Source organism: Trichocoleus sp. ST-U1 (assembly GCF_039961835.1).
Classification (GTDB): Bacteria; Cyanobacteriota; Cyanobacteriia; order Cyanobacteriales; family FACHB-T130; genus FACHB-T130.
In genome coordinates this window covers 18,138-40,330 of record NZ_JAMPJZ010000051.1, presented here as the reverse complement: position 1 = coordinate 40,330, position 22,193 = coordinate 18,138, and the positions used below count along the sequence as shown (strand labels likewise).

Annotated in this window: 15 protein-coding genes; 7 read left to right on the top strand and 8 right to left on the bottom strand. The window is 45.3% G+C overall.

What is annotated here, in order from left to right:
- The 3 genes from radC to NDA06_RS17625 all read left to right on the top strand — a co-directional run.
- A partial coding sequence (radC, locus tag NDA06_RS17635; RefSeq protein ID WP_348251793.1) for a DNA repair protein RadC occupies window positions 1-563 on the top strand: 563 nt, incomplete at its 5' end.
- A 486-nt stretch (window positions 564-1,049) separates the two neighbouring features.
- Entirely contained in the window at window positions 1,050-1,976 is a 927-nt protein-coding gene (locus NDA06_RS17630) for an RnfABCDGE type electron transport complex subunit D (RefSeq protein WP_190986663.1), read from the top strand.
- A 29-nt stretch (window positions 1,977-2,005) separates the two neighbouring features.
- On the top strand, window positions 2,006-3,364 hold the full coding sequence (locus NDA06_RS17625) for a DUF2330 domain-containing protein (RefSeq protein WP_190986664.1): 1,359 nt from the start codon (window positions 2,006-2,008) through the stop codon (window positions 3,362-3,364).
- Window positions 3,365-3,440: 76 nt separating this feature from the next.
- Here the strand turns inward: NDA06_RS17625 and dtd are convergent, their stop codons facing one another.
- On the bottom strand, window positions 3,441-3,896 hold the full coding sequence (gene dtd / locus NDA06_RS17620; protein WP_190430052.1) for a D-aminoacyl-tRNA deacylase: 456 nt from the start codon (window positions 3,894-3,896) through the stop codon (window positions 3,441-3,443).
- A 126-nt stretch (window positions 3,897-4,022) separates the two neighbouring features.
- Window positions 4,023-5,162 (bottom strand): GTP-binding protein, encoded by a 1,140-nt coding sequence (locus tag NDA06_RS17615; RefSeq protein WP_190986665.1) that lies wholly within the window; start codon window positions 5,160-5,162, stop codon window positions 4,023-4,025.
- A gap of 547 nt (window positions 5,163-5,709) precedes the next feature.
- On the opposite strand from NDA06_RS17615, the gene cysS reads away from it, so the two are divergent.
- The 3 genes from cysS to NDA06_RS17600 all read left to right on the top strand — a co-directional run bounded on the left by cysS (window position 5,710) and on the right by NDA06_RS17600 (window position 10,759).
- Complete coding sequence (gene cysS / locus NDA06_RS17610; RefSeq protein ID WP_190986666.1) at window positions 5,710-7,191, top strand: cysteine--tRNA ligase; 1,482 nt, start codon at window positions 5,710-5,712, stop codon at window positions 7,189-7,191.
- A 433-nt stretch (window positions 7,192-7,624) separates the two neighbouring features.
- Window positions 7,625-9,172 (top strand): ATP-binding protein, encoded by a 1,548-nt coding sequence (locus tag NDA06_RS17605; protein WP_348251792.1) that lies wholly within the window; start codon window positions 7,625-7,627, stop codon window positions 9,170-9,172.
- Window positions 9,173-9,724: 552 nt separating this feature from the next.
- Window positions 9,725-10,759 (top strand): tetratricopeptide repeat protein, encoded by a 1,035-nt coding sequence (locus tag NDA06_RS17600; protein WP_190986667.1) that lies wholly within the window; start codon window positions 9,725-9,727, stop codon window positions 10,757-10,759.
- Window positions 10,760-10,877: 118 nt separating this feature from the next.
- Here NDA06_RS17600 and NDA06_RS17595 read toward each other — a convergent pair whose 3' ends face one another.
- The 3 genes from NDA06_RS17595 to NDA06_RS17585 form a co-directional block, all read right to left on the bottom strand.
- The gene (locus NDA06_RS17595; protein WP_190440522.1) at window positions 10,878-11,882 is read right to left on the bottom strand and encodes a ribose ABC transporter permease; all 1,005 of its coding nucleotides are present in this window, start codon (window positions 11,880-11,882) and stop codon (window positions 10,878-10,880) included.
- Window positions 11,879-13,423: a sugar ABC transporter ATP-binding protein gene (locus NDA06_RS17590; protein ID WP_190527183.1), complete on the bottom strand. Its 1,545-nt coding sequence runs from the start codon at window positions 13,421-13,423 to the stop codon at window positions 11,879-11,881. The genes NDA06_RS17595 and NDA06_RS17590 overlap by 4 nt, the downstream gene beginning before the upstream one ends.
- A gap of 88 nt (window positions 13,424-13,511) precedes the next feature.
- Window positions 13,512-14,489 (bottom strand): substrate-binding domain-containing protein, encoded by a 978-nt coding sequence (locus NDA06_RS17585; RefSeq protein ID WP_190987206.1) that lies wholly within the window; start codon window positions 14,487-14,489, stop codon window positions 13,512-13,514.
- Window positions 14,490-15,508: 1,019 nt separating this feature from the next.
- On the opposite strand from NDA06_RS17585, the gene NDA06_RS17580 reads away from it, so the two are divergent.
- Complete coding sequence (locus NDA06_RS17580) at window positions 15,509-17,653, top strand: peptidase domain-containing ABC transporter (protein WP_348251790.1); 2,145 nt, start codon at window positions 15,509-15,511, stop codon at window positions 17,651-17,653.
- Between the two features lie 10 nt (window positions 17,654-17,663).
- On the opposite strand, the gene NDA06_RS17575 is transcribed toward NDA06_RS17580, so the two are convergent.
- The 3 genes from NDA06_RS17575 to NDA06_RS17565 form a co-directional block, all read right to left on the bottom strand.
- Entirely contained in the window at window positions 17,664-18,395 is a 732-nt protein-coding gene (locus NDA06_RS17575) for a hypothetical protein (protein WP_190410011.1), read from the bottom strand.
- A gap of 1,012 nt (window positions 18,396-19,407) precedes the next feature.
- Window positions 19,408-20,112 (bottom strand): actin-binding WH2 domain-containing protein, encoded by a 705-nt coding sequence (locus NDA06_RS17570; protein ID WP_190986897.1) that lies wholly within the window; start codon window positions 20,110-20,112, stop codon window positions 19,408-19,410.
- A 329-nt stretch (window positions 20,113-20,441) separates the two neighbouring features.
- Window positions 20,442-22,154 (bottom strand): adenylate/guanylate cyclase domain-containing protein, encoded by a 1,713-nt coding sequence (locus tag NDA06_RS17565; protein ID WP_242047555.1) that lies wholly within the window; start codon window positions 22,152-22,154, stop codon window positions 20,442-20,444.
- Between the last annotated feature and the right edge of the window lie 39 nt (window positions 22,155-22,193).

Genomic DNA, 22,193 nt, shown 5'->3' with positions numbered 1-22,193 from the left:
TACAGGAATTAAGTCAACATCAACGCGATCCGCTAGATATGTTACGAGATATCAGCGTTCAAGAGTTGACAAAAATTCCTGGTGTAGGGCCAGCAAAAGCAACCACAATTTTAGCAGCCGTTGAGTTAGGAAAAAGGGCGTTTCTATCTCGCCCCGGAGTTAGCACCATGATTGATAGTCCTGCTGCCGCTGCTGCTGCGCTCAGTCATGAGTTGATGTGGCAGATGCAAGAACGATTTGCCGTGGTGCTGTTGGATGTGAAGAATCGCTTGGTGGGTACTCAAGTGATTACCATTGGCACTGCAACTGAAACGTTGGCTCCTCCCCGCGAGATTTTCCGAGAAGTCCTTCGCCAGGGTGCGACGCGGCTGATTATTGCACACAATCATCCGTCAGGGAGTATTGAACCCAGTCAAGAAGATATGGAGTTGACCCGTCAGTTGTTGATGGGAGCGCAATATTTAAGTATTCCGCTGCTAGATCATTTGATTTTAGGCAATGGTGACTATCTGAGTCTGCGGCAAACAACCACCTTATGGGAGGAGTATCCGCAGGGGGATTGAAGTCGTGACAACGTCCCCATAACCTCTATGCTTTACCCACATCTGTTGAAAACCCTGTCACGCTACGGGAAAGGGCGCAGCCTTTGGATAGCGAGTTGCCCGTTTTTGTCCTCAAGTTATCGCTCAAATGCGAAAATCCCTACAGTGTTTTTGGACTTATGGGTAAAGCATAGCCATTAATCTTGGAGGCTTCTCAATTTCACAAGTGAGAGTTGCTGATTCATGAAGCAGTCGGGGATCTAAATCGCTGGCTCATAACTCAAATAAGATTTCTATATAGACTACTTTTGAAAAGCTTTCTAAAATTCATGAAAAGCATTGGCAAGATCCCTCGCTTCTCCAAGAAGTCTGGGAGTTGAATTGCTCGTAAAAACCGTCTTAACTAACCGGCATCTTTGTAACAATTTCTGTAACAGAACCCCTGTTCGCATCTTATTGCGTCTAGATTCAGGAGAAAGATACGGCTAATCTTACTATTAATCGGCAATGGTGCTAAAAGATGTCCGAGACTATCAAATTCTGTTTCTATCCTTGTTCCTGTTCTTAGGTATTTGGACAAGAGACTGGACGCTAAGACCGGATCTAATTCTAGTGGTGATGATAACTTGTCTAGTGACTCAGTGGCTAGCAGCATCGATTAAACAAAACTTATCCAATTTGCTTCCGGTACAAGATAATTGTCCCAATGAAATTGATTCTGTTTTAACAAATGTTCCTATCAATCTTTCATTACGGAGTGCTTTTATTACGGCTTTAGGTCTGAGTTTGCTCCTAAGAGCCGATAGTTACAGCACAATGATTTTGGCTGGTTCTTTCGCAATTCTCAGTAAATTTATTTTTAATTTTCGGAATAAGCATTTTTTTAACCCTGCTAATTTTGGTATTATTGCCGCGCTTATCTTGACAAAAGATGCCTGGGTTTCGCCCGGACAATGGGGAGATGAATGGTGGTATGCGCTGTTATTTGCAGGCACCGGTGGCACGATTTTAAAACGAGTTGGTCGTTGGGATACAACTGCTGCTTTTTTAGGTTCTTACGCTTTATTGGAAGCAATTCGCAATATTTGGCTTGGCTGGACATGGGATGTATTTTTACATCGATTGATGAGCGGTTCTTTGTTGTTATTCGCTCTATTTATGATTACAGATCCTCGTTCTATTCCTAACGCTAGGAGTGGGCGTTTAGTATGGGCAGTTTCTATTGGCTGCTTAACTTTTTTCTTGCGAAATCAATTTTTTATTTCTACTGCTGTTTTCTGGGCTTTATTCGCCCTTGCACCTATGACCGTTCTGTTAGATTTTCTCTGGTCAGCACCCCGATTTTCTTGGGCGGAGACTTCCTCACAGACATTCAGTACTTCAGTCATCGATAAACCTGAGGAAACTGAATCTGAGACGTATCTACAAGTGTAAGTTTTTATTAATTACTAGCAGAGGTAACAATGAAGTTATTTCGGATCTGTAAAACTTTAGTGATAACGCTTCTGGCTGTTATTTGCTTTGCTCCGACAGCCTGGGGATTTTGTGGATTCTATGTAGCGAAAGCGGATACAAAGCTTTACAATAAATCCTCGCAAGTAGTAATTGCTCGCGATCGCGATCGCACTATTTTAACGATGGCGAATGACTATCAAGGGGATGTCAAAGACTTTGCCCTGGTTGTCCCCGTTCCGACAGTGCTTCAGAAAGAACAGGTTCACGTTGGCGACCCTAAAATTATCGAGCGATTGGATGCTTTTAGTGCGCCGCGACTGGTGGAATATTTTGACGAAGATCCTTGTAATTCGGTCATGTACGAGAGACTCCCTGCACCAGCATCCGCACCAACGTCAGGCGGTGCAAGAGCTAGCAGGGATGAAGACAATAGCTTGGGTGTCACTGTAGAAGCTCGTTTCAATGTGGGAGAGTATGACATTGTTATTCTCAGTGCAAAAGAATCAAACGGTCTAGAAACCTGGCTAAATCGCAACGGATATAAGATTCCACGGGGTGCAAAACAACTGCTGCAACCCTATATCCGGCAAAACATGAAATTCTTTGTTGCAAAGGTGAATCTTAAAGAATTTCAAAATTCCGGTTCTCAATTTCTGCGACCTCTACAGATGGCTTACGAATCGCCTAAATTTATGTTGCCGATTCGTCTAGGGATGATTAACTCTACCAGTGAACAGGATTTAATTGTTTACGTTTTATCACCTAAAGGACAAGCTGAAGTTACGAATTACCGAACTGTAAAAATCCCCTCGGATGCTGAAATTCCAGTATTCGTCAAAAATGAATTTGGTGATTTCTACAAATCGATGTTTCAAACTTCTTACACTCGTGAGGATAAAAAGGTTGCCTTTCTGGAATATGCCTGGAACATGGGGAACTGCGATCCCTGTTCTGCCGAACCTTTAAATCCAGAAGAACTGCGGAAAGCTGGTGTTTTTTGGCTAGATAATTATCCTTCGGATGCCCGCGAGTCAGCGCCTTTCCGTAGAGCCGTTGTTCCCTCTAATAATGTTTTTATCACCCGTCTCCATGTCCGGTACACCCGCGATAAATTCCCGGAAGATTTGGTGTTTCAAGAAACATCAAATGAACAAAGTTTTCAAGGTCGTTATGTTCTTCGTCATCCCTTTACAGGAGATGTGAAGTGTCAAGCGGGTCAACAGTATAAACAGTCTTTGACTAAACGATTTGAACAAGAGGCGCAGACTCTCGCCAAGCTGACTGGGTGGAATATTCAGGATATTCGGAAGAAAATGCCTGTTGCACAAAGCAGTTCTAGACCTTGGTGGCAAAACATCTGGCCTTAATAATGACCTAACATTTTAACCCTCTTTCCTGCAAAGGAAGGGGGAATTTACAGCTTTGGAGTCAATGTTATTCAAGTTAAGTCGCTTCTCGTTCTAGCAGCAAAGTAACAGGGCCATCATTTTCAATTGCTACCTGCATCATCGCCCCAAATTCGCCTGTTTCTACGCGCAAACCGCTCTGGCGCAACTTAGCGATAAACTGTTCGTAAAGATTTTGAGCGATCGCAGGCGCAGCAGATTTATCAAAAGAGGGGCGGCGTCCTTTGCGACAATCTCCGTAGAGGGTGAATTGGCTGACTACCAGCAGTTCACCCTCAATTTCTAGGACTGATTTCTCCCAACGTCCGCTACCATTCTGCTCATCTGGAAATAAGCGCAATTCCAGACATTTACGAGCCATCCACTCCAGTTCGGCTTCGGTATCTGTTTCGGCAATGCCTACAAGTAAATTAAGTCCGCGCCCAATTTTGCCGACTACTCGATCTGATACCTCAACTTGTGAGGATTTAACTCGCTGAATGACAACGCGCATAATTAGCTTCGATACATCTGTCGGGACATGACAATGCCATGTCCCGACCAAACATTAGAGCCGCGATCTATTTGACCTAACTGAGAAAAGCGATTAGGAATTTAGCAATTAGCTAATTCCTAAAAACTATTTCCCAAAGCCTTTACCGCGAGAAGTAGAAGGCAGACAAACACAATTTTTGATTTGTTGTTGCAGAGTTTCTTTATCTAAATCCTGACCAATCAGTACCAACTGGTTCTTTGGTTTTCCTGTCCAATCTTCATCATCGATGGAGAAGCGCTTGCCGCACAAGTGGAAGATATGACGCCGAGGACTTTCATCAAACCAAAGAATCCCTTTGGCACGGAAGACGGTCGAGGGCAGCTGATTATCTAGGAAATTTTGAAATTTCTTGATCGCAAAAGGCTTGTCGCTTTCAAAGGAAATCGAGGTAAACCCGTCATTTTCCAAGTGGTGGGAATGATGATCGTGGTCGTGATGGTCGTGAGTGCAAACGCCATGATCGTGATCGCAACTACTATGATCGTCGTGATGCTCGTGATGATCGTGGTCATAACCGTGGTCGTGGTGGTGATGGTCGTGACCCTTTTCTGCCTCTTCGTTTTGGAAATATTTGTCAGTCTCAAATAAACCGACGCTGAGGAGTAACGGTAGCGGCACCTGTCCTTTGGTGGTTCGCATAATCCGGGCACCGCCTTTCATATCCCGAATTCTGACTTCTAAGGAGTCTAAGTCGGCTTCATCCACCAAGTCCGCCTTGTTGAGCAGGATGATATCACCGTATGCGATCTGGCTGGCGGCGGCTTCGCTGTTGAATAAATCGAGACTGAAGTTTTCCGAATCTACGACCGTAATGATGGAATCTAGACGAGTCATGTCTCGCAGTTCGGTACCTAAAAAGGTAAGTGCCACTGGCAGGGGATCTGCGAGTCCGGTTGTCTCGACTACCAGATAATCGACCTTTTCTTCGCGTTCCAGAACTTTGTAGACGGCTTCGACGAGATCGTTATTAATGGTGCAGCAGATACAACCGTTACTTAACTCCACCATGTCCTCGCCGGTGGTGACAATCAGCTCATTATCAATGCCGATCTCACCAAATTCATTAACCAGAACAGCGGTTTTGACGCCTTGCTGATTGCTCAAGATGTGATTGAGGAGGGTGGTTTTGCCACTGCCAAGGAAACCTGTAATGATCGTCACGGGTAAGCCGTGCTTGGGGGCATCTATCTCTGGAGATTGACTGGGAGTGGTGGCTGGTTGCATAGTGCGACTTTCAGATTTTCTCAAAAAACGTTGATAGAGCTATACGTAAATTACTGTAGGAGCTAAGCGCTAAGCGGAGTGTAGGTTTAGATCCCGATGATGGCTTGAAATGGAGATCCAACCTTTTACTTTATAGCAAGCGAACAGCTTCGCATACGAGCTAACAGAGCGATCGCTCTCTCCCTCCAGCTTACCTAACTCCGAAGAAGGCATTCTCCAATCCTTTTCGCATCGCCTAAGCATTTTTCATCTTGAAGCGAATTTCGATCAGTAAAGCGATGTTGTTAGCGTTAGTGTTAACGGATGCGAACTGACAAGTCAGCGCTAGGCTAACGCCTCGCTTCGCTAACGCTATCGCGTTAAGTCGATGTTGAAGCGCATGATGTTGTGTTGAAGCCGCATTGCTCCCTAGTTACTCTCTTAAGCACCTACTTTTTGAGACTTTATTAGCGACAAAGTAAAATTTTAATTCGGATGAGTGGATGGCTTGCTGACCAGGGAATTTAAAATACTGATACAGATGCACTTTATTTCTTAAGTTCTAGGAATGGCCCTAACACTCTACAACACCCTCACTCGTCGCAAGGAAGCCTTTGAACCCGTTGAACCCGGTAAAGCCGGGATGTACTACTGCGGCGTGACGGTGTATGACTATTGCCACTTGGGTCATGCAAGAGCTTGCATCGTCTGGGATGTGACGCGCCGTTATCTGCAATTTGTCGGCTATGACGTGCGCTATGTGCAGAATTTTACCGATATTGATGACAAAATCCTCAACCGGGCGCGTCTTGAAGGTTCGTCAATGGAAGAAGTCGCCGAACGCTACATCCAAGCTTATTTTGAGGATATGGCGCGGCTGAATATCAAAGAAGCCGATGAATATCCGCGTGCTACACACACGATCAATGGGATTCAGCGGCTGATTCACGAGTTGGAACAGAAAAATTTTGCCTATCCCGCTGGGGGTGATGTTTACTATGCGGTGCGTCAATTTCCGGAGTACGGTAAGCTGTCGGGACGCAAGTTAGAAGATATGCAAGCGGGCGCGAGTAACCGGGTGGAGGTGGAAGACCTGGAAGCGTCCAAGAAAAGAGATCCGTTTGATTTTGCGCTGTGGAAGGCGGCAAAACCGGGGGAACCCGCCTGGGAATCATCTTGGGGTGCGGGTCGTCCGGGGTGGCACATTGAATGTTCGGCAATGGTGCGCGATCGCTTGGGCGATACAATCGACATCCACGCTGGCGGTGCTGACTTAATTTTCCCGCACCACGAGAACGAAATTGCCCAATCGGAAGCAGTGACTGGCAAGCCGTTAGCAAACTACTGGTTGCATAACGGGATGGTGACGGTCAATGGGGAAAAGATGTCTAAGTCTCTGGGCAACTTTATCACCATTCGCGAGTTACTCGATCGACCCGTCGATCCAATGGCGGTGCGGCTATTTGTTCTTACAGCCCAATACCGCAAGCCGATTGATTTTACCGATGAAGCAATACAAGCGGCGACAAACGGTTGGAATACGCTAAAAGAAGGTCTGTTGTTTGGATATAAGTACGGTTCCCAACTAGGTTGGACGGGAAACCCCGCTAATCTCCCCGTCAGCGAGGGGGGACATGACAACGCTGTGGAAAGATTTCAGGCAGAAGTGGATGATGACTTGAATTTTCCTGGCGGGTTAACCATATTGTTTGAACTTGCCAAAGAGTTAGGCAAGCAGGGAAATATCCTCGTTCATCAGGGTAAAACTGAGATCCCACCCGAACAATTAGAAATTTACTGGCATAATTTGGTTGATTTGTCAAGTGTGTTGGGCTTGGAAGTAAGTGCTGACGAGATCGCAAAGCTACAGGTTGAAACTGCCGCTTCTGGTGGTTTCAGCGATGCAGACATTGAGGCGATGATTCAGCAGCGCCAGGAAGCCAGGATTGCGAAAAATTTTGCTGAAAGTGATCGCATTCGCAACGAGCTACAAGCCAAGGGCATTACTCTAATTGATAGCCCGGATGGTACGCGATGGCATCGTAACTAAGATGAGCATTGCGGCAACTACCTATGCTGCACCAGCGATCGCCTTGTCAGGATTTTCAGCAGGAGCGATCGCTTTCTTCTTTCTCACCCTCACTCTCGTCATCTGAGTCTCATCCTGACTTTGCCAGCGCTGTTTATAACGCTTTTGAGTTTAGCAATTTGGCTACCTTGGCTGATTGCTTGATTAGGAGAGTGGCTAAAAGCCTACAAAATGGCATCTACACAAAAGAAGAGTGCTAATTCACACCCGTGGTAGAGGCTTTGCGTTTAAAGTTTCCGTATAGTGTATCGAACAACACGTAAATTTACGTAAGCGATCGCGATCGCTTAATCCGGATTAAGCGATCGCAAACGTGTAGAGATCGGTAGCACTACGCAGCTTTTTCAAAAGCTTGATAGTAGCCATACTGAATCAGGGCATTAACAGAGGTGCGATGGGACTGATGCACAAAATTCCAGAAGACACTTCTCACTGGACGGACTACTCACAAGAAATGCTAAGCAGGACTCAACAACAAGTAATGCCCTGGGCATGGATTGAGCAAGCATCAGTAACCCGGACTGAGGATTTTGAACAAAGCCAAACAGATGCGACTTCCCAACCGTCACTCCTACATTTAGATTCGACGCTAGAAGAATTAACGCTCTACGACGCTAGTATCGAGTCGGAACGTGCCGTAGAGGAAGCAATCCAGATTTTTGAAGCGAACCCATTGCTTCCTGGCATGATTATTACCGAACAAGGTAATTTCGTCGGAATGATTTCGCGACGGCGCTTCTTTGAATCTATGCGCCGTCTCTACAGCTTAGAGTTATCTTCCCCGCCCTCTCTGAAGGCACTCTACAGCATTGCCCGATGTGAGATTTTAGTATACGATCGCAACACTTCCATTGTCGAGAGTGTACAGCAGTCCTTACAGCGATCGCCTGAACTCATTTACGAACCGATCGTCGTGCAACTGCAATCGGGAATTTGCAGACTCTTAGACGTACATCAGTTACTCATTGCTCAATCGCAGATTCATCAACAGGCAGCAGAAGCACTGCGGCAATCAGAAGCTCAATCCAGAGAGAAAACAACCCAGTTAGAGCAAACCCTGCTTGAACTCCAGCGCACTCAAGCCCAACTGATTCAGACGGAAAAAATGTCTGGGTTGGGACAAATCGTTGCCGGTATCGCCCACGAAATTAATAACTCTGTCAGCTTTATTTACGGCAATCTCACCCATGCCAGCGAGTATGCCTACGACTTGCTGCACTTGCTGCACCTGTTTATCCAGCACTATCCTCAGCCAGTGCCAGAGATACAAGCAGAGATGGAAGACATTGACCTGGATTTTCTGAGGTCAGATTTGCCGAAACTTCTATCTTCAATGCAGGTAGGTGCAGAACGGATCTCTGAGATTGTTCTTTCCCTGCGGAACTTCTCCCGACTCGACGAAGCAGAAGTGAAGTGTGTCAATATTCACGAAGGCATCGACAACACGCTCCTGTTTCTACAAAATCGGCTCAAAGGCAGAGGTATACGCCCTGATATTGTGGTTCAAAAAGACTATGGCGACCTTCCTTTTGTAGAATGCAATGCTGGGCAACTCAACCAAGCATTCATGAATATCTTCTGCAATGCAATTGAGGCACTAGAAAAGGAAATTAGTCACAGACAAGGAAATACCCATCACCCATTACCGATAATTCGGATTTGCACGGAAGTCGGAGATAACAATCAAGTTGTAATTCGGATTGCAGACAACGGCATTGGAATGACATCTGAGGTACAGCAACGATTATTCGATCCTTTCTTTACGACCAAACCTATCGGCAAAGGAACTGGCTTAGGGTTGTCAATTAGTTATCAAATCGTGGTAGAAAAACACAGCGGTCAATTGACCTATATTTCCGAAACGGGGAAAGGAACAGAGTTTGCGATCGCGATTCCGATTCAGCAGTACAATTCATCCGCTACTCTGTCTCAGTGCGCCTGAGCCAAAATTGCTGCTTGTCTTTTTCTAAACCTTTTTAACTCAATTGTTATGGCAATCCTATTGGAGTGTGGATGCTAGTAGTTCAGATCCCCAACTTCTTTCTCGAAGTCGGGGATCTCGCCTTCACGAATCATTCAGGCTTGCGATATCAAAGTATAGGTACAGTGGATTTCTGTTAGCTGCCTCATTTCAAATTTGGTAGATTTCCCGCAAGAGAAAACCGCTTCCTCTATCTACCCACATTTCAGGGAGGAGAGATAGAGCCAGAGACTTAGACTTGCTTTGGATTTTGGGAAATTGCGAGTAATCAATCGGATTGGATATTACTACCTAATTAGGCAGATTAATTTAACATTAGTACAACTCTTTAGATAGACGAGCCAAGAAAATAATAGAGGTAGGGTTTTAACAAAGAGTTTCAAGAAATATGTCTTTAGGCTGCTAACTGACGTAACTGATTGAAGGTCAATTTTTTTACAACCAACATTTGTTCGCTTTTGGCAAGAAAGCTGCCAAAGTCAGAATTTTTTAGCCTAAGTTCAGGATATTCCCATGAGTACGCAAAATCAGAAACATTCGGTTAAAAAGCTTGTTAGCTTGATGAGCGTTGCTGGCGCTAGTGTTTTCCTCAGTTTTCCAGCATTAGCCCTCATCAATTCCAACTCTAGTACGAGAAGCCAACAATTATTAGCTCAGAGTACTCCAGGTGGGGCACAAACAAATCCATCTGGCGCTGGTGCTAACCAACAAACTCCCGGTGGTACTGGTACGGGTACTAACCAACAAATTCCCGGTGGTACTGGTACGGGGACGAACCAACAAACTCCCGCCGGTACTCGTACTGGGCAACCTAACTATGAGGTAATTAGCCCAGGAGTTGTGCAACAGAATCCGGCAGGTGCGGGCACTACCCAGCAAACTCCAGCAGGAACTGGCACTGGTACAACTCAGCAAACTCCAGCAGGAACTGGCACTGGGCAACAAACTCCAGCAGGTGCGGGTACTACCCAGCAAACTCCAGCAGGCACGGGAACTGGTACAACTCAACAAAATCCAGCCGGAACTGGCGCTGGGCAACAAACTCCAGCAGGCGCGGGTACAACTCAGCAGAATCCCACAGGTACAGGTACAGGTACTGGGCAACAAACTCCAGCAGGTGCGGGAACTGGTACAATTCAGCAAAATCCAGCCGGTACAGGTACTGGACAACAAACTCCAGCAGGTGCGGGAACTGGTACAACTCAGCAGAATCCGGCAGGTACAGGTACAGGTACTGGGCAACAAACTCCAGCAGGGGCGGGTACAACTCAGCAGAATCCAGCCGGAACTGGGACTGGGCAACAAAATCCAGCAGGAACGGGCACTACTCAGCAGAATCCCGCAGGTAATACTCCAGGGGCTACGCAACGGAGTGGTCAGCAGGGGAATTATACTCAGTACATGAGACTTGGGTACGCTGCAACCCAACAAAGAGATTACCAAACTGCTTTGATTAACTTTAGAAGGGCACTTAATCTACGTCCTGGGGATTCGTATGCGACACGAGCGATTAGCAATGTAGAAAGCTATCTTCAACGCAGTCGTTAGTTAAATCTTCGGTGATGATCGGCAAACAGGGAGTCGCGATCGCGACTCCCTGTTTTTTAGATCTATTCTGCCTGACGTGCGATCGCTTCCTACCAGTCTGTCATCGGAAGCTCAACGCTTACGCAGCGCTAGTGCGGGTGCGAAGTTTGTCAATCGTCACGGCGATAATAATCACAAGACCTTTAACAACCAACTGCCAGAAAAATGACACGTTCATCAGGGTTAACCCATTGTTGAGGAGGGCAATAATTAAAGCACCCAGTAAAGTCCCCCAGATGGTGCCAATGCCACCCGTGAAGCTGGTTCCTCCTAAAATTACGGCAGCGATCGCATCGAGTTCGTAGCCTTGCCCTAACATACCCGTCGCACTGTAGAGGCGCGAGGCGCTCATCACTCCGCCTAAACCGGAAAGCAACCCACTCACACCATAAACAAATAACAGCACCCGACTCACCTTAATTCCTGTTAGTCGTGCTGCCCGTATGTTACCGCCTACGGCGTAAATATGCCTTCCCAATACTGTCCGTCTTAAGACAAACCAACTTGCGACAACGGCAAGCAAAGCAATCACAACTAGCCAGGGAATGGGGCCAAGATAATTGTTGCCTATCCAAGCAAAATTTAGATTTCGATTGAGAACGGTCGTGCCATTAGCAACTAAGTAAGCAACACCCCGCAACGCTGTATAAGAACCAAGGGTGACGATAAAAGGTGGCAAACCTAAATAGGCAATCAACGACCCATTTAGTAAGCCTAGACCTAATCCTGCTAATAGGGCGGCTGGTATGGCGAGCAAACCAAGACCGGGGATCAACGAGACAAGCACCCCGACAACTGCGGTTACGCCCAAAATTGACCCCACAGAAAGGTCAATTCCTCCGGTCAAAATAACGAACGTCATTCCGGTCGCTAGCACGATGTTGATCGATGCTTGCCGAATGACATTAATCAGATTTCCGGGCGAAAGAAAGCTTGGCGTAACAATTGAAAAAATTATACAGATTGCAACCAAAATCGGGAGGATGCCAGCAACCTGAATGAAATTTTTCCAAGCTTGACGATTACTCGCTTTAGAGCGATCGCTCGTTCCATTTCTGGTGGTTCTTACTTCTGTTTGACTCATGATTTTGCTACCTCTCTTGCCCCTGTGGCATAACCCATGATGTTCTCTTGTGTAATTGCTTCCCCAGTTGAGCCGCCTACTTCACCAACCAGGCTTCCCGCACGCATCACCAAGACGCGATCGCTCATTCCCACGATTTCCGGCAGTTCGCTGGAAATCATCAAAATGGCTACACCTTTTGCTGCCAGATCGCTAATAATGCGATAAATTTCGCTTTTCGCGCCGATGTCAACGCCGCGCGTAGGTTCATCGAGCAAAAGTACCTTGGGATTAATTGCCAACCAACGGGCTAGCAATAACTTCTGCTGATTTCCCCCAGATAAATCCATTGCCCTGATGCTTGGGCTGGCAAGACGAATCCCTAAGTTGCTAACGGCATCAGCCACAATTTTAAAAAGGGATTTTGAGTTGATGATGCCAGAGGTTGCCTCTCGTCCAAGAACATTCATAGTGATATTTTCACCAGAACTTATCTCCAGAAATAGACCGAGATCCTTACGATCTTCTGGGACATAGGCAATTCCCGCTTTAATTGCATCATCGGGTGTCGAGATATTGAGAGAACGACCTTCCAGTTTTATTTCACCGCTAGCCTTTCGGTCAGCACCAAAAATAAGACGAGCAATTTCAGTTCTGCCTGCGCCAACCAAGCCTGCTAAACCAACAATTTCCCCAGCATGCAGTTTAAAACTCGCAGATTTTACCTTGCGCCCATCACTTAAATTCTTTACCTCAAGGACTACTGAGCCAGGATGGGTTTGACGCTTATGTTCGTATAAATCCTGTAAAGAACGACCCACCATCATTTCTACTAAGCGAGGGGCGGAAATTTCACTCCTCTCCAGAGAGCCTATATACCCGCCATCTCGAATCACGCTAACGCGGTCAGCAAGCGCATAAATCTCTTCCATCCGATGGCTAATGTAAATAATCGCAATCCCTTCATTCCGCAAGCGGCGAACAACCTCAAAAAGTTTCTCTGTCTCTCGGTCTGAAAGCGCTGCTGTCGGCTCATCCATTACTAGAATGCGGCTCTTGTGTTTGAGCGCCCTAGCAATTTCAACTTGCTGCTGTTCTGCAATGGAAAGGGTTGAAACCAGGTCGCCCGCATCAAAACTCGCGTCGAGGTTTCTCAATACCTCAGATGCTTGATGCCGCATTCCGTCTCGGTCAATGAAGGTGCCTCCTTTCTTAAGCTCGCTCCCCATAAAAATGTTTTCAGCAACAGTCAGATTTGGGGCGAGATTAAGCTCTTGATAAATAATGGCTATACCCAAATCTCTGGCTTGACCTGGGTCTGTCATCTTAACAGCTTGACCGTCAATTCTGATTTCCCCTGCATCGGCTATATAGGCTCCAGCCAGGATTTTCATCAGCGTACTCTTGCCTGCACCATTTTCACCCATAAGGGCATGAACTTCCCCAGGATAAATAGTGAGATTTACATCATGCAAGGCGGTGAAACCATTAAAGGTTTTTGTAATTCCTTGCATTTCGAGTACGGGTTTAGTTTTTATTGAGGGTTGAGTGCTACTTGCCATCAGAAATCCCTGTAATGTTTGTGAAAATACGATTCAAATTGATGGATTATCAAGTCATAAATTGGTGCAATTAACGACAAAAACTTGGTTATTCACTTGTCCAGCCTTTATGCTGATTCACGTTTTCACGAGTAACCAACGTGACTGGAATGAGAATGTCTGGATTGGCAGGCTTGTTCCCTTTGATAATGTCATTCCCGACCTCAACTGCCTTGGCTGCCATGCGAAAGGGGTCTTGAGCCGCAGTCGCAACAAATAAACTATTTTCCTGCTTGAGCGCATCTAGAGCTTCGGGTGCGCCATCGACGCCAACAATAAAGAACTCTTTCCGTTGTGCTTGGGTAGCAGCTAGCTCCGCACCAATCCCACAAGGGTCATTAATTGCAAAAACGGCATCAATTTTTGGGAAGGATGTGAGCAAATCGCTCATGACTCTCAATCCCCCATCACGGCTACCTTCTGCATTCTGATCTTTTGAAAGGATCTTGATATTGGGATATTTGGAAAATACGCTCAGACATCCTTGGACTCGCTCAACAACTGAAGCAACAGGAGGTCCGTTGATAATTACAACATTGCCTTGACCCTTCAATCGATCGGCAATGTATTGACAACTTACTTCACCTGCTTGCACGTTGTTGGAGGTAACAGTGGCATCAACACCTCCTTCAGCGGCAGTATCAACTGCAATGATTGGAATTCCTGCTTGTTTAGCTTTTTCAACCGCTGCAAAAATCCCCTTACTGTCAGCAGCATTAAGTATAATCATGCTGACATCTGAGGCAATGAAATTTTCAATTTGATTAAATTGCTGATTTAAATCGTCCCCGCTAGAGACGAGCGTTGTGCTGACGTCCCCACCGCCAATTCTCTTAGCTGCCGCCTCTGCACCCTTACCAACTTGTACAAAGAAGGGGTTGCCGAGATCGCGCACTGTGACAGCAACGGATGAAAGTTCTGAACTATTTTGTTGGCTGTTTTGAGCGTTCCGGGGAGCTGATGTGCAACTCACAAGAGCGCTACTAGCTAGACTAAAAAGACTCAATGCGATCGCTACTCGTTTCACCTTAAACTCCAATGAATGCTCATTTGGAAAGAGTCGCGCGAATAATAGCCTGCAAACCCAACAGCAATCCTTGTCGGATCTAAGCTTTAATCCCTAACGTTTTAGGCAAAAAGCTCTCCAAGTCTAGGGTTAGACCATTTTTTTCTTTCTTGCTAGTAAAATTTTCTCGATCCGCTTGGTAGAAGGCTTATTTAAAGAAAAATCTTCAGGAATACCCTCCTTATTTCCTCTTAAGAAGAGTTAGTTTTTCCTAAAAAGTATTAAAATTTGTGTAAGCATTCTAGGGTTTCAAAGCTAGAGAAAACTTTTTAGCAAAAGCCACTAAAGGTTTTGTTTAAAGGCTTGCAGAGTCTTCTTCTATTGAACTCACGATATTGTATATATTGCGACTTAAATACTGAGTTAGCATCAATCTCAAGATAGAGGCAAGACATTTAAAACAAGCAATCTCATTGAGTTTTGTGTATTAATTCTGATAAAAATTATTGGGATTATTTGTTAAATTCTTAATAGTAGACTAAAGTAGTTATAGCTAGGCAATATCGGCTTGTAAATAATTAATAATTTTTTGCTTTAAAGTATCTGATTTAAGGTAACTAGACAGGAAACTTTTAAAAAAGCTGGTATTGCTCAGACGCCTCATATTAGATCCAAACGCCATAATTGCAGAAATGTTTGACTAAGGGGTTATCAAACATTCATGACAAGTTATATAGATGTGGTTACTTGTGTATTAATCGAAATTTTCGTTTTGGAGCGATCGCTCCCATCGTTGAGCTGGGTTGATGAAAACCCAAGTATGCATCTACTGCTTTGTGATTGATGCTCGTTGCGAAAATTGACTGAGGCGGTCACGAATGTCAAAGGGAAGCAGCCACGATCTTCTTGTAGTGACTGGTTTTGAGCGCCTCCTAACTCTATCAACCGTTCAAGTTGACCATTAGATTTTGTCTATAGTGCGCCTATAGTGTGTTAGTTACCGAACCGCATAAATCCTGACACTATGGCATGAGTTAAGCATGAAGTACGAGCATGTCTTACAACACAGTGAAGAAGACTGCGGAGCGGCGTGTCTTGCTGCGATCGCGAAACACCACGGGCGGACTTTTACGCTCAACCGCATCCGTGAAGCTGTAGGCACTGGGCAGCTAGGAACCACATTGCTAGGACTCCGGCGGGGTGCAGAAGCACTCGGTTTTAATGCCAGAGCAGTGAAAGCTTCACCACAGATTCTTGACAAATTGAAGCAAGCACCGCTACCAGCCGTTATTCACTGGAAGGGGTACCACTGGGTTGTTTTATACGGGCAACACCGGAAAAAATATGCGATCGCCGATCCCGCTGTCGGCATCCGTTACCTCTCCAAAAACGAGCTAGCGGCAGGCTGGACAAATGGCATCATGCTGTTACTAGAGCCAGACTCCGTCCGCTTTTCTGCCCAAGTTGATGATAAAGTTGGCGGTTTTGGGCGTTTCTTTAAACCCGTCTGGGCTTACCGAGGGATTCTGGCTGAGGCATTTATCATTAACCTTGTCTTGGGGTTGCTTTCCCTGACATCCCCCTTCCTCATCCAAATCCTCACCGATGATGTGCTGGTTCGGGGGGATACCCAGCTCCTAACGGGTGTCGTGACTGCTGTTATGGTGATGAACGTTGTATCCAGTAGCCTCAGACTGGTGCAATCTAACCTAATCGCCCATTTTTCTCAACGGCTCCAATTAGGCTTAGTTTTAGAATTTGGCAGAGCAATTTTGCGTTTGCCGCTTTCCTATTATGAAGCTCGTCGCAGTGGCGAAATTGTCAGCCGCTTGCGAGATATTCAAGAAATTAATCAGTTAGTTTCTCAAGTCGTTGTTAGTTTGCCGAGTCAGCTATTTATTGCCATCGTTTCTTTTAGTTTGATGTTGTTCTACAGCATCAAACTAACAAGTGTTGCTGTGTGCATTGCTGTTGTTATGACAATTTCCACAATTATTTTCCTACCGACACTGCAACAAAAAACTCGGAGCTTATTAGTCTTAGAAGCAGAAAATCAAGGCATTTTAGTTGAGACTTTTAAAGGGGCACTGACGCTCAAAACGACTACATCTGCACCGCAATTTTGGGAAGAATTTCAGAGTCGCTTCGGTCGCCTTGCTAATATCACCTTCCGGACAATTCAGATTGTCATTATCAACAGTACCTTTTCTGGATTAGTTTCTAGTATTGGTAGCGTCATTTTACTTTGGTTTGGCAGTAGCTTGGTGATTAGTAAAGAATTAACTATTGGGCAACTGTTAGCTTTTAACGGCATGAATGGAAACTTTCTAGCGTTTATTGGGGCAGTCGTGGGATTTGTCGATGAACTCACTCGCGTTCAAACCGCCACCCAACGTCTTACGGAAGTAATTGACTCTACACCAGAAAATCCGGTTGATGACAAAAGACCCTTTGCTAAAATTCCGGGAGATGCAGATATTATTTCCACAAATCTCAACTTCCACCACGCTGGCAGAACTGACCTTTTAGAAGATTTTTCGCTAACAATTCCTGGAGGAAAAGTTATTGCACTCATTGGTAAATCTGGCTGCGGTAAAAGCACCCTGGCGAAGTTAATCGCTGGATTATATTCACCACATTCTGGAAATCTCCGCATTGGCATGTATAATTTGCAAGATTTATCACTTGATTGCTTGCGACAACAGGTGATTCTCGTTCCTCAAGAGCCTCACTTTTGGAGTCGCTCAATTGTGGAAAACTTCCGCTTAGGTTCCCCTCACGTTGCATTTGAACACATTGTGAGAGCTTGCCAGATTGCGGGTGCAGATGAATTTATCAGCAAGCTACCCGACAAATATCAAACCGTTTTGGGTGAATTCGGGGCAAATATTTCTGGCGGACAGCGGCAACGATTAGCAATTGCCAGAGCGATTGTAAACGAGCCGCCAGTTCTGATTTTAGATGAATCCACGGGGGGACTCGATCCGGTGAGCGAAGCGCAAGTTTTAGAGCAGTTGCTGTCTCACCGCCAAGGCAGAACCACCATTTTAATTAGCCACCGCCCCAGAGTAATTAATCGAGCTGATTGGATTGTTTTTCTGGAGCAAGGTCGCTTGAAATTGCAAGGTTCTCTGGAGGAGCTACAAGCCCAAACTGGCGCTCATTTGGACTTTTTGATTCCCTAAAGTGAAATGATTATTTTACAGAGGCATTGGTGAGGTTAACATTGCTGGCAGAGGATGCGGAGAGGCTTTTTATGGTAACATTCGCCGTGGCGGATGTCGTGTTGTCGCCTAAGAAAATCAGGTTGGAAGTTGTGTAAGGGTTGAGATATCCGGGAGGCGGTGTAAATCCGGTATATTGACGCAGATTGCCTTGCAAAACAGGAAAGGTAGAACCGTTCATAAACAGTTGATACTGGTTGTCTTTTACATACAATACATAGTTATTCATCGTTTTCTGGACGTTGAAAGTTACTTTCTCGCCTTGAGTAAAACCAACGTTTTGCGCCCAGATGCTATTTTGCCAGAAACCTAATTCCAGCCCATAAGGTTGCGTTTCACCAGAGACGCCATTGCTCATCACAATCAGACTGAAGCCTGCACGATTGTTGTTGAGGTGAGTTTCTGAACTCACCTTGACGCTGAAACTGATGCTATATCCGGTACTGCGGTCAAGCAGCACTGGCGATACTTTGAAGTAGCCTGCTTGATTACTGGTATTACCCGTATTCAAAATAGTGCCTTCAGTGGAAGGCGTTGCAGTCGGTACAGGAGACTTAAAAGCATTTTCTTTATATTCCCATCCTTGTTGAGCGGGCGTTTGATTTGGCTGTGATACGCCGTCGTAAAGAGGAACGGCGTTAGCAGAAGTGGCTCCCATCGCTAAGGTAAAGCCAACAGTAAGGGCGGCTAGAGTTTTTTTCATGAGTTTGTTTCCTTTGATGACCATCTCGTAAGTAAAAAGCCGATGTTTATAATTTTTTTGCGGGTTGGACTAGCATGAGAATGCAGGTTGTCTTTGAGCTTTAACGCCAAAATTGGCTCAGGAGATTTTGGATGGTACTTAAGACAGAAGACAGAAAAAATTAGTAGTTGCGGGATTTTTAATTGTCATTGCTACCTGTTTCTCCTACCTACCACTTCCAAAAACGTTCATCGCTTAACAAACCTGCAACACCTTACAGGGGCGAGACAAAGCTTCTAAAAACTTCATAACTGGAAGCGATCGCTCTCATACATCTCATAAAGTCGATGCATAACGCTAGGAACTCTTGAATTCCTAATCAATCCTGATTCCAGATACTTTACATCTTGCACCTACCAAATCAAAGCTCTGCCTTGATTCCTCTCGTTCTCTAGGCTGACGCTTAGAAACGAGGGGTAGATGGATTGTTGCCTTCCCAGTTCCCAGAGTAAGGTGCAAAATGTCCGTGTTCCCTACCCTACACTCAAATATCCAAATTCAACGAACTGTAGCTTCGCCACTGAAATGAGTAGATTTCACCGCTGATCTGAGGATATTGCTATCCGTATTATCACCGATGAAAGAATCCTTTACCCTAAATTCATAATTTAGAGGCTTTAAATGAAGTTTTTGTGAATTAAGCGCGATCCTGCAAGCGATCGCATCATTTTCTGATATTAATCGTGAGCCAGAATCACTTGTTAATATTATCTAGCCGAAGTTTTTTCCTTAAAAACAGTAACGATTTACTACAGAAATTACAACTATCAACTATCTATCGATATATATAGCAGTTCTCACTTTGTTTCGATATCTACTCGTAACCTCACCCCTAACCTCTTCTCTGAAATTGAGGAGGAGCAGGGGTGGGTTTATGTACTGCTTCCAAACAAGAATTCTGATATTTTAGCTAAGACCGAGCTAAGTAGGATGGACAATCCTGAACGTAGACAAGTGCTATTTGAGTGGAGCTTTAATTAAAACCTAGAAGGTGTCCAATTGCTTTGAAGATACTCAGATAAAAATTCCCCTCCATCGGTCGAAACAATACAAATTGTCCAGGAGTTCCAAAAAAGGGTCTGAGTGTCCAACCTAATTGACAGCCAACTAAAGCATAAAGAATTAACCAAAATTTCAGAACTCTGGTACGAGTTTCTTGTGCTGATTCGCTATCTTGTACGGACATAAACTGTATTCCCTGATAGAGGAAAGTGACGCCAGTCAATCCGGTGAGAGCAAAAATACCCACATTTAACAATACAAAAAATTGGTAGTTGTGGGCGGTCAACAGAAAAACTAGCGCTACGGGTGCCAAGCTAAATTCTAGAACGCTAATCACGGCGACAGAGGTCAGAAGCATGGCAAAATACTGCCCGATACTTTTACTTGAGCCAAAAAGAATGCTGAAAAAATATAAAGTTGGCAAGCAAAGAATCAGCGTGATTAAGTAGAAGCAGGGAAGTTTAACAGCAGAGGACAATGCTTGTAAAAAACTATGAGATGAACCGATAATTGCCCCATAGGCAGCAAAAAAGAGGGAACTACAAACGAGTAGAGAGGTGATTTTACTGGGAAGTCTCACGCCTTGACGAATTTCTTCCATAAATCCTTGGCGATCGCGTAGCAGCCCCATTAAAACGGTAAAGTAGTGGGTGGTTTGAAATTCTTGTTTAATCATGGTGCGATCTTTTGACTCAGAGCCAAGAGAGGTTCAATAATAAACTGGGGATGATCTACATTCCTTAACCTCGCTTTTTCGAGTTGAGCCGGAAATATTTAGAGATTGGCTTGTTCGCAGTCCTGAAAAACGTGAGAATCGCAAGTCTTCTACAAAAATCTATAGTGGAATCGCGCTGACTTCAGCCCTGAACTAAAGTTAGGGATAAGAGCTAAAATCAGTTGAAATTGGCCCAAATACTGGGGAAACAAAGGCTTTCAACCTGTTTTAAGCTTTAGCTTTAAGGTGAGAGATTTATCTCAAGGCTCTTATATATCAGTACCATTCATCTATGGTGAATCGTCTTGATGTCTGCCTTTGAGGAGAAAGCTTTTCATCTCCCCTTTGCCTTTTACCTGGATAGTTCCCCGTTCCTGAAACTGGTACTTATGCCGTAAGCGTTCATAAGTTGCTCCTGTCACTTGAATGCAACCCGCAATGCCTTGGGATTCCATACGGCTAGCAATATTCACCGTATCGCCCCACAAATCGTAGATAAACTTTTTCGTGCCAATAACGCCTGCAACGACGGGACCCGTATTAATCCCAATTCGGATGGTGTAGTGTTGAGGGCGAGAGGTAGACAATGCTTCGCCAATCTTGGTACTTAAGCAAGTCATTTCCTCCAGCATATCCAGTGCCATTTCCGCGATCGCTTCCGCGTGATCTTCTGAAGGCATTGGCAGTCCTCCTACCACCATATAAGCATCTCCAATTGTCTTAATTTTCTCCAAACCGTGGCGATCTGCCAGTCGATCGAAGGCTGAGAAAATCTGATTGAGCAACTCAACCACATCAGTTGGGGAAATCCGAGCCGAAAGCTCAGTAAAACCAACAATGTCAGCAAACAATACCGTCACATCGGCAAAGTTTTCCGCAATCGTGCGCTGTTCCTGTTTTAATCGATGGGCGATCGCTTCTGGAAAGATATTTAGCAGCAGACGCTCAGATTTTTCCTGTTCTGCTTGCAAATTTTTTAAAGCAGTGGCGAAGATATTCGCAATCACCCCAGATAGCAACACCGCCGTCAATACTGTCATCGCTTGCAGTACCGTAGCTAGCGTGCTGGTTCGGGCGATTTCAAGGCGCGATCGCTGTACGTCAGCATTTGCCAACCCAATTACTTTAGTGGAAACACTTGCCGCTTGCTCGTCAAAAGTGCTGATTTTGCTTCTAATTTGAGCGTCGAGGTTGATAATTTCTCGGATCGCTAACTCGTAAGCATTCAGATACTCCCACGCCGCCGCCTTCTGAGTGGCATTGAGTTGGGGTGCTTGTTGAATTCCCTGGCGCAAACGTTCCACCGCCTCATACACCGCCTGGATTTTGTCCTCCTGACGGTTGGAGAGATATTCTTTCTCCACCGACTGCATTTCCCGATATGAAATCATCAACTCCGAACTGGCAGAGAGTTGCAGCGTGTCGTGCAATAGCCGCGAATTTTGCTCTAACCGCGCCAGCACCCCCACATCATCGATTCCCAGCGTCCCCACCAACGCCACAGCTTCTTTAAAGCTGCTAGCATAGCGCTCGACAAGCTCTACATAAGCCACCAATTCCGGATTGCTCCGACGCAAAGCATCGCTAACCTTCCCACCATTGAGTAACTCTTGCAACTGGCTGCTGATATCTAGGGCTTTGTCAATTTGCTCCCGATGCGCCTGGACATAATCCTGGCTAGCGCTGGAAAATCCCATAGAAGGCCAGCTCAAAAAAAAGTCTTTTTCCAGTTGGCGGGCGTCCTGTAAGGCGGCATCCATCTGAAATACTTTTGCCTGCACCTCAATGCTGGTGAGAATCGCCGCTTCTGTCTCTCGCACCACTGCATTCAGCGACAGCCAGCTCGTCATCGCGACTTGTGTAATCAGCAGCAGCAGCGCCACAACTGCCCAAGTAAACTTGCTGGTAATGCTCAAGCGATGCCAGAGTTTACCTAAGGATAAAGGATGAAGTCTCAAGCGTGAAGTATCAAGTGTAAAATTTCCTCTTTTAGGCTTCATCATGCTTGCCTCTATGGTTTCTTTTACCCTTACCGAAGGGCT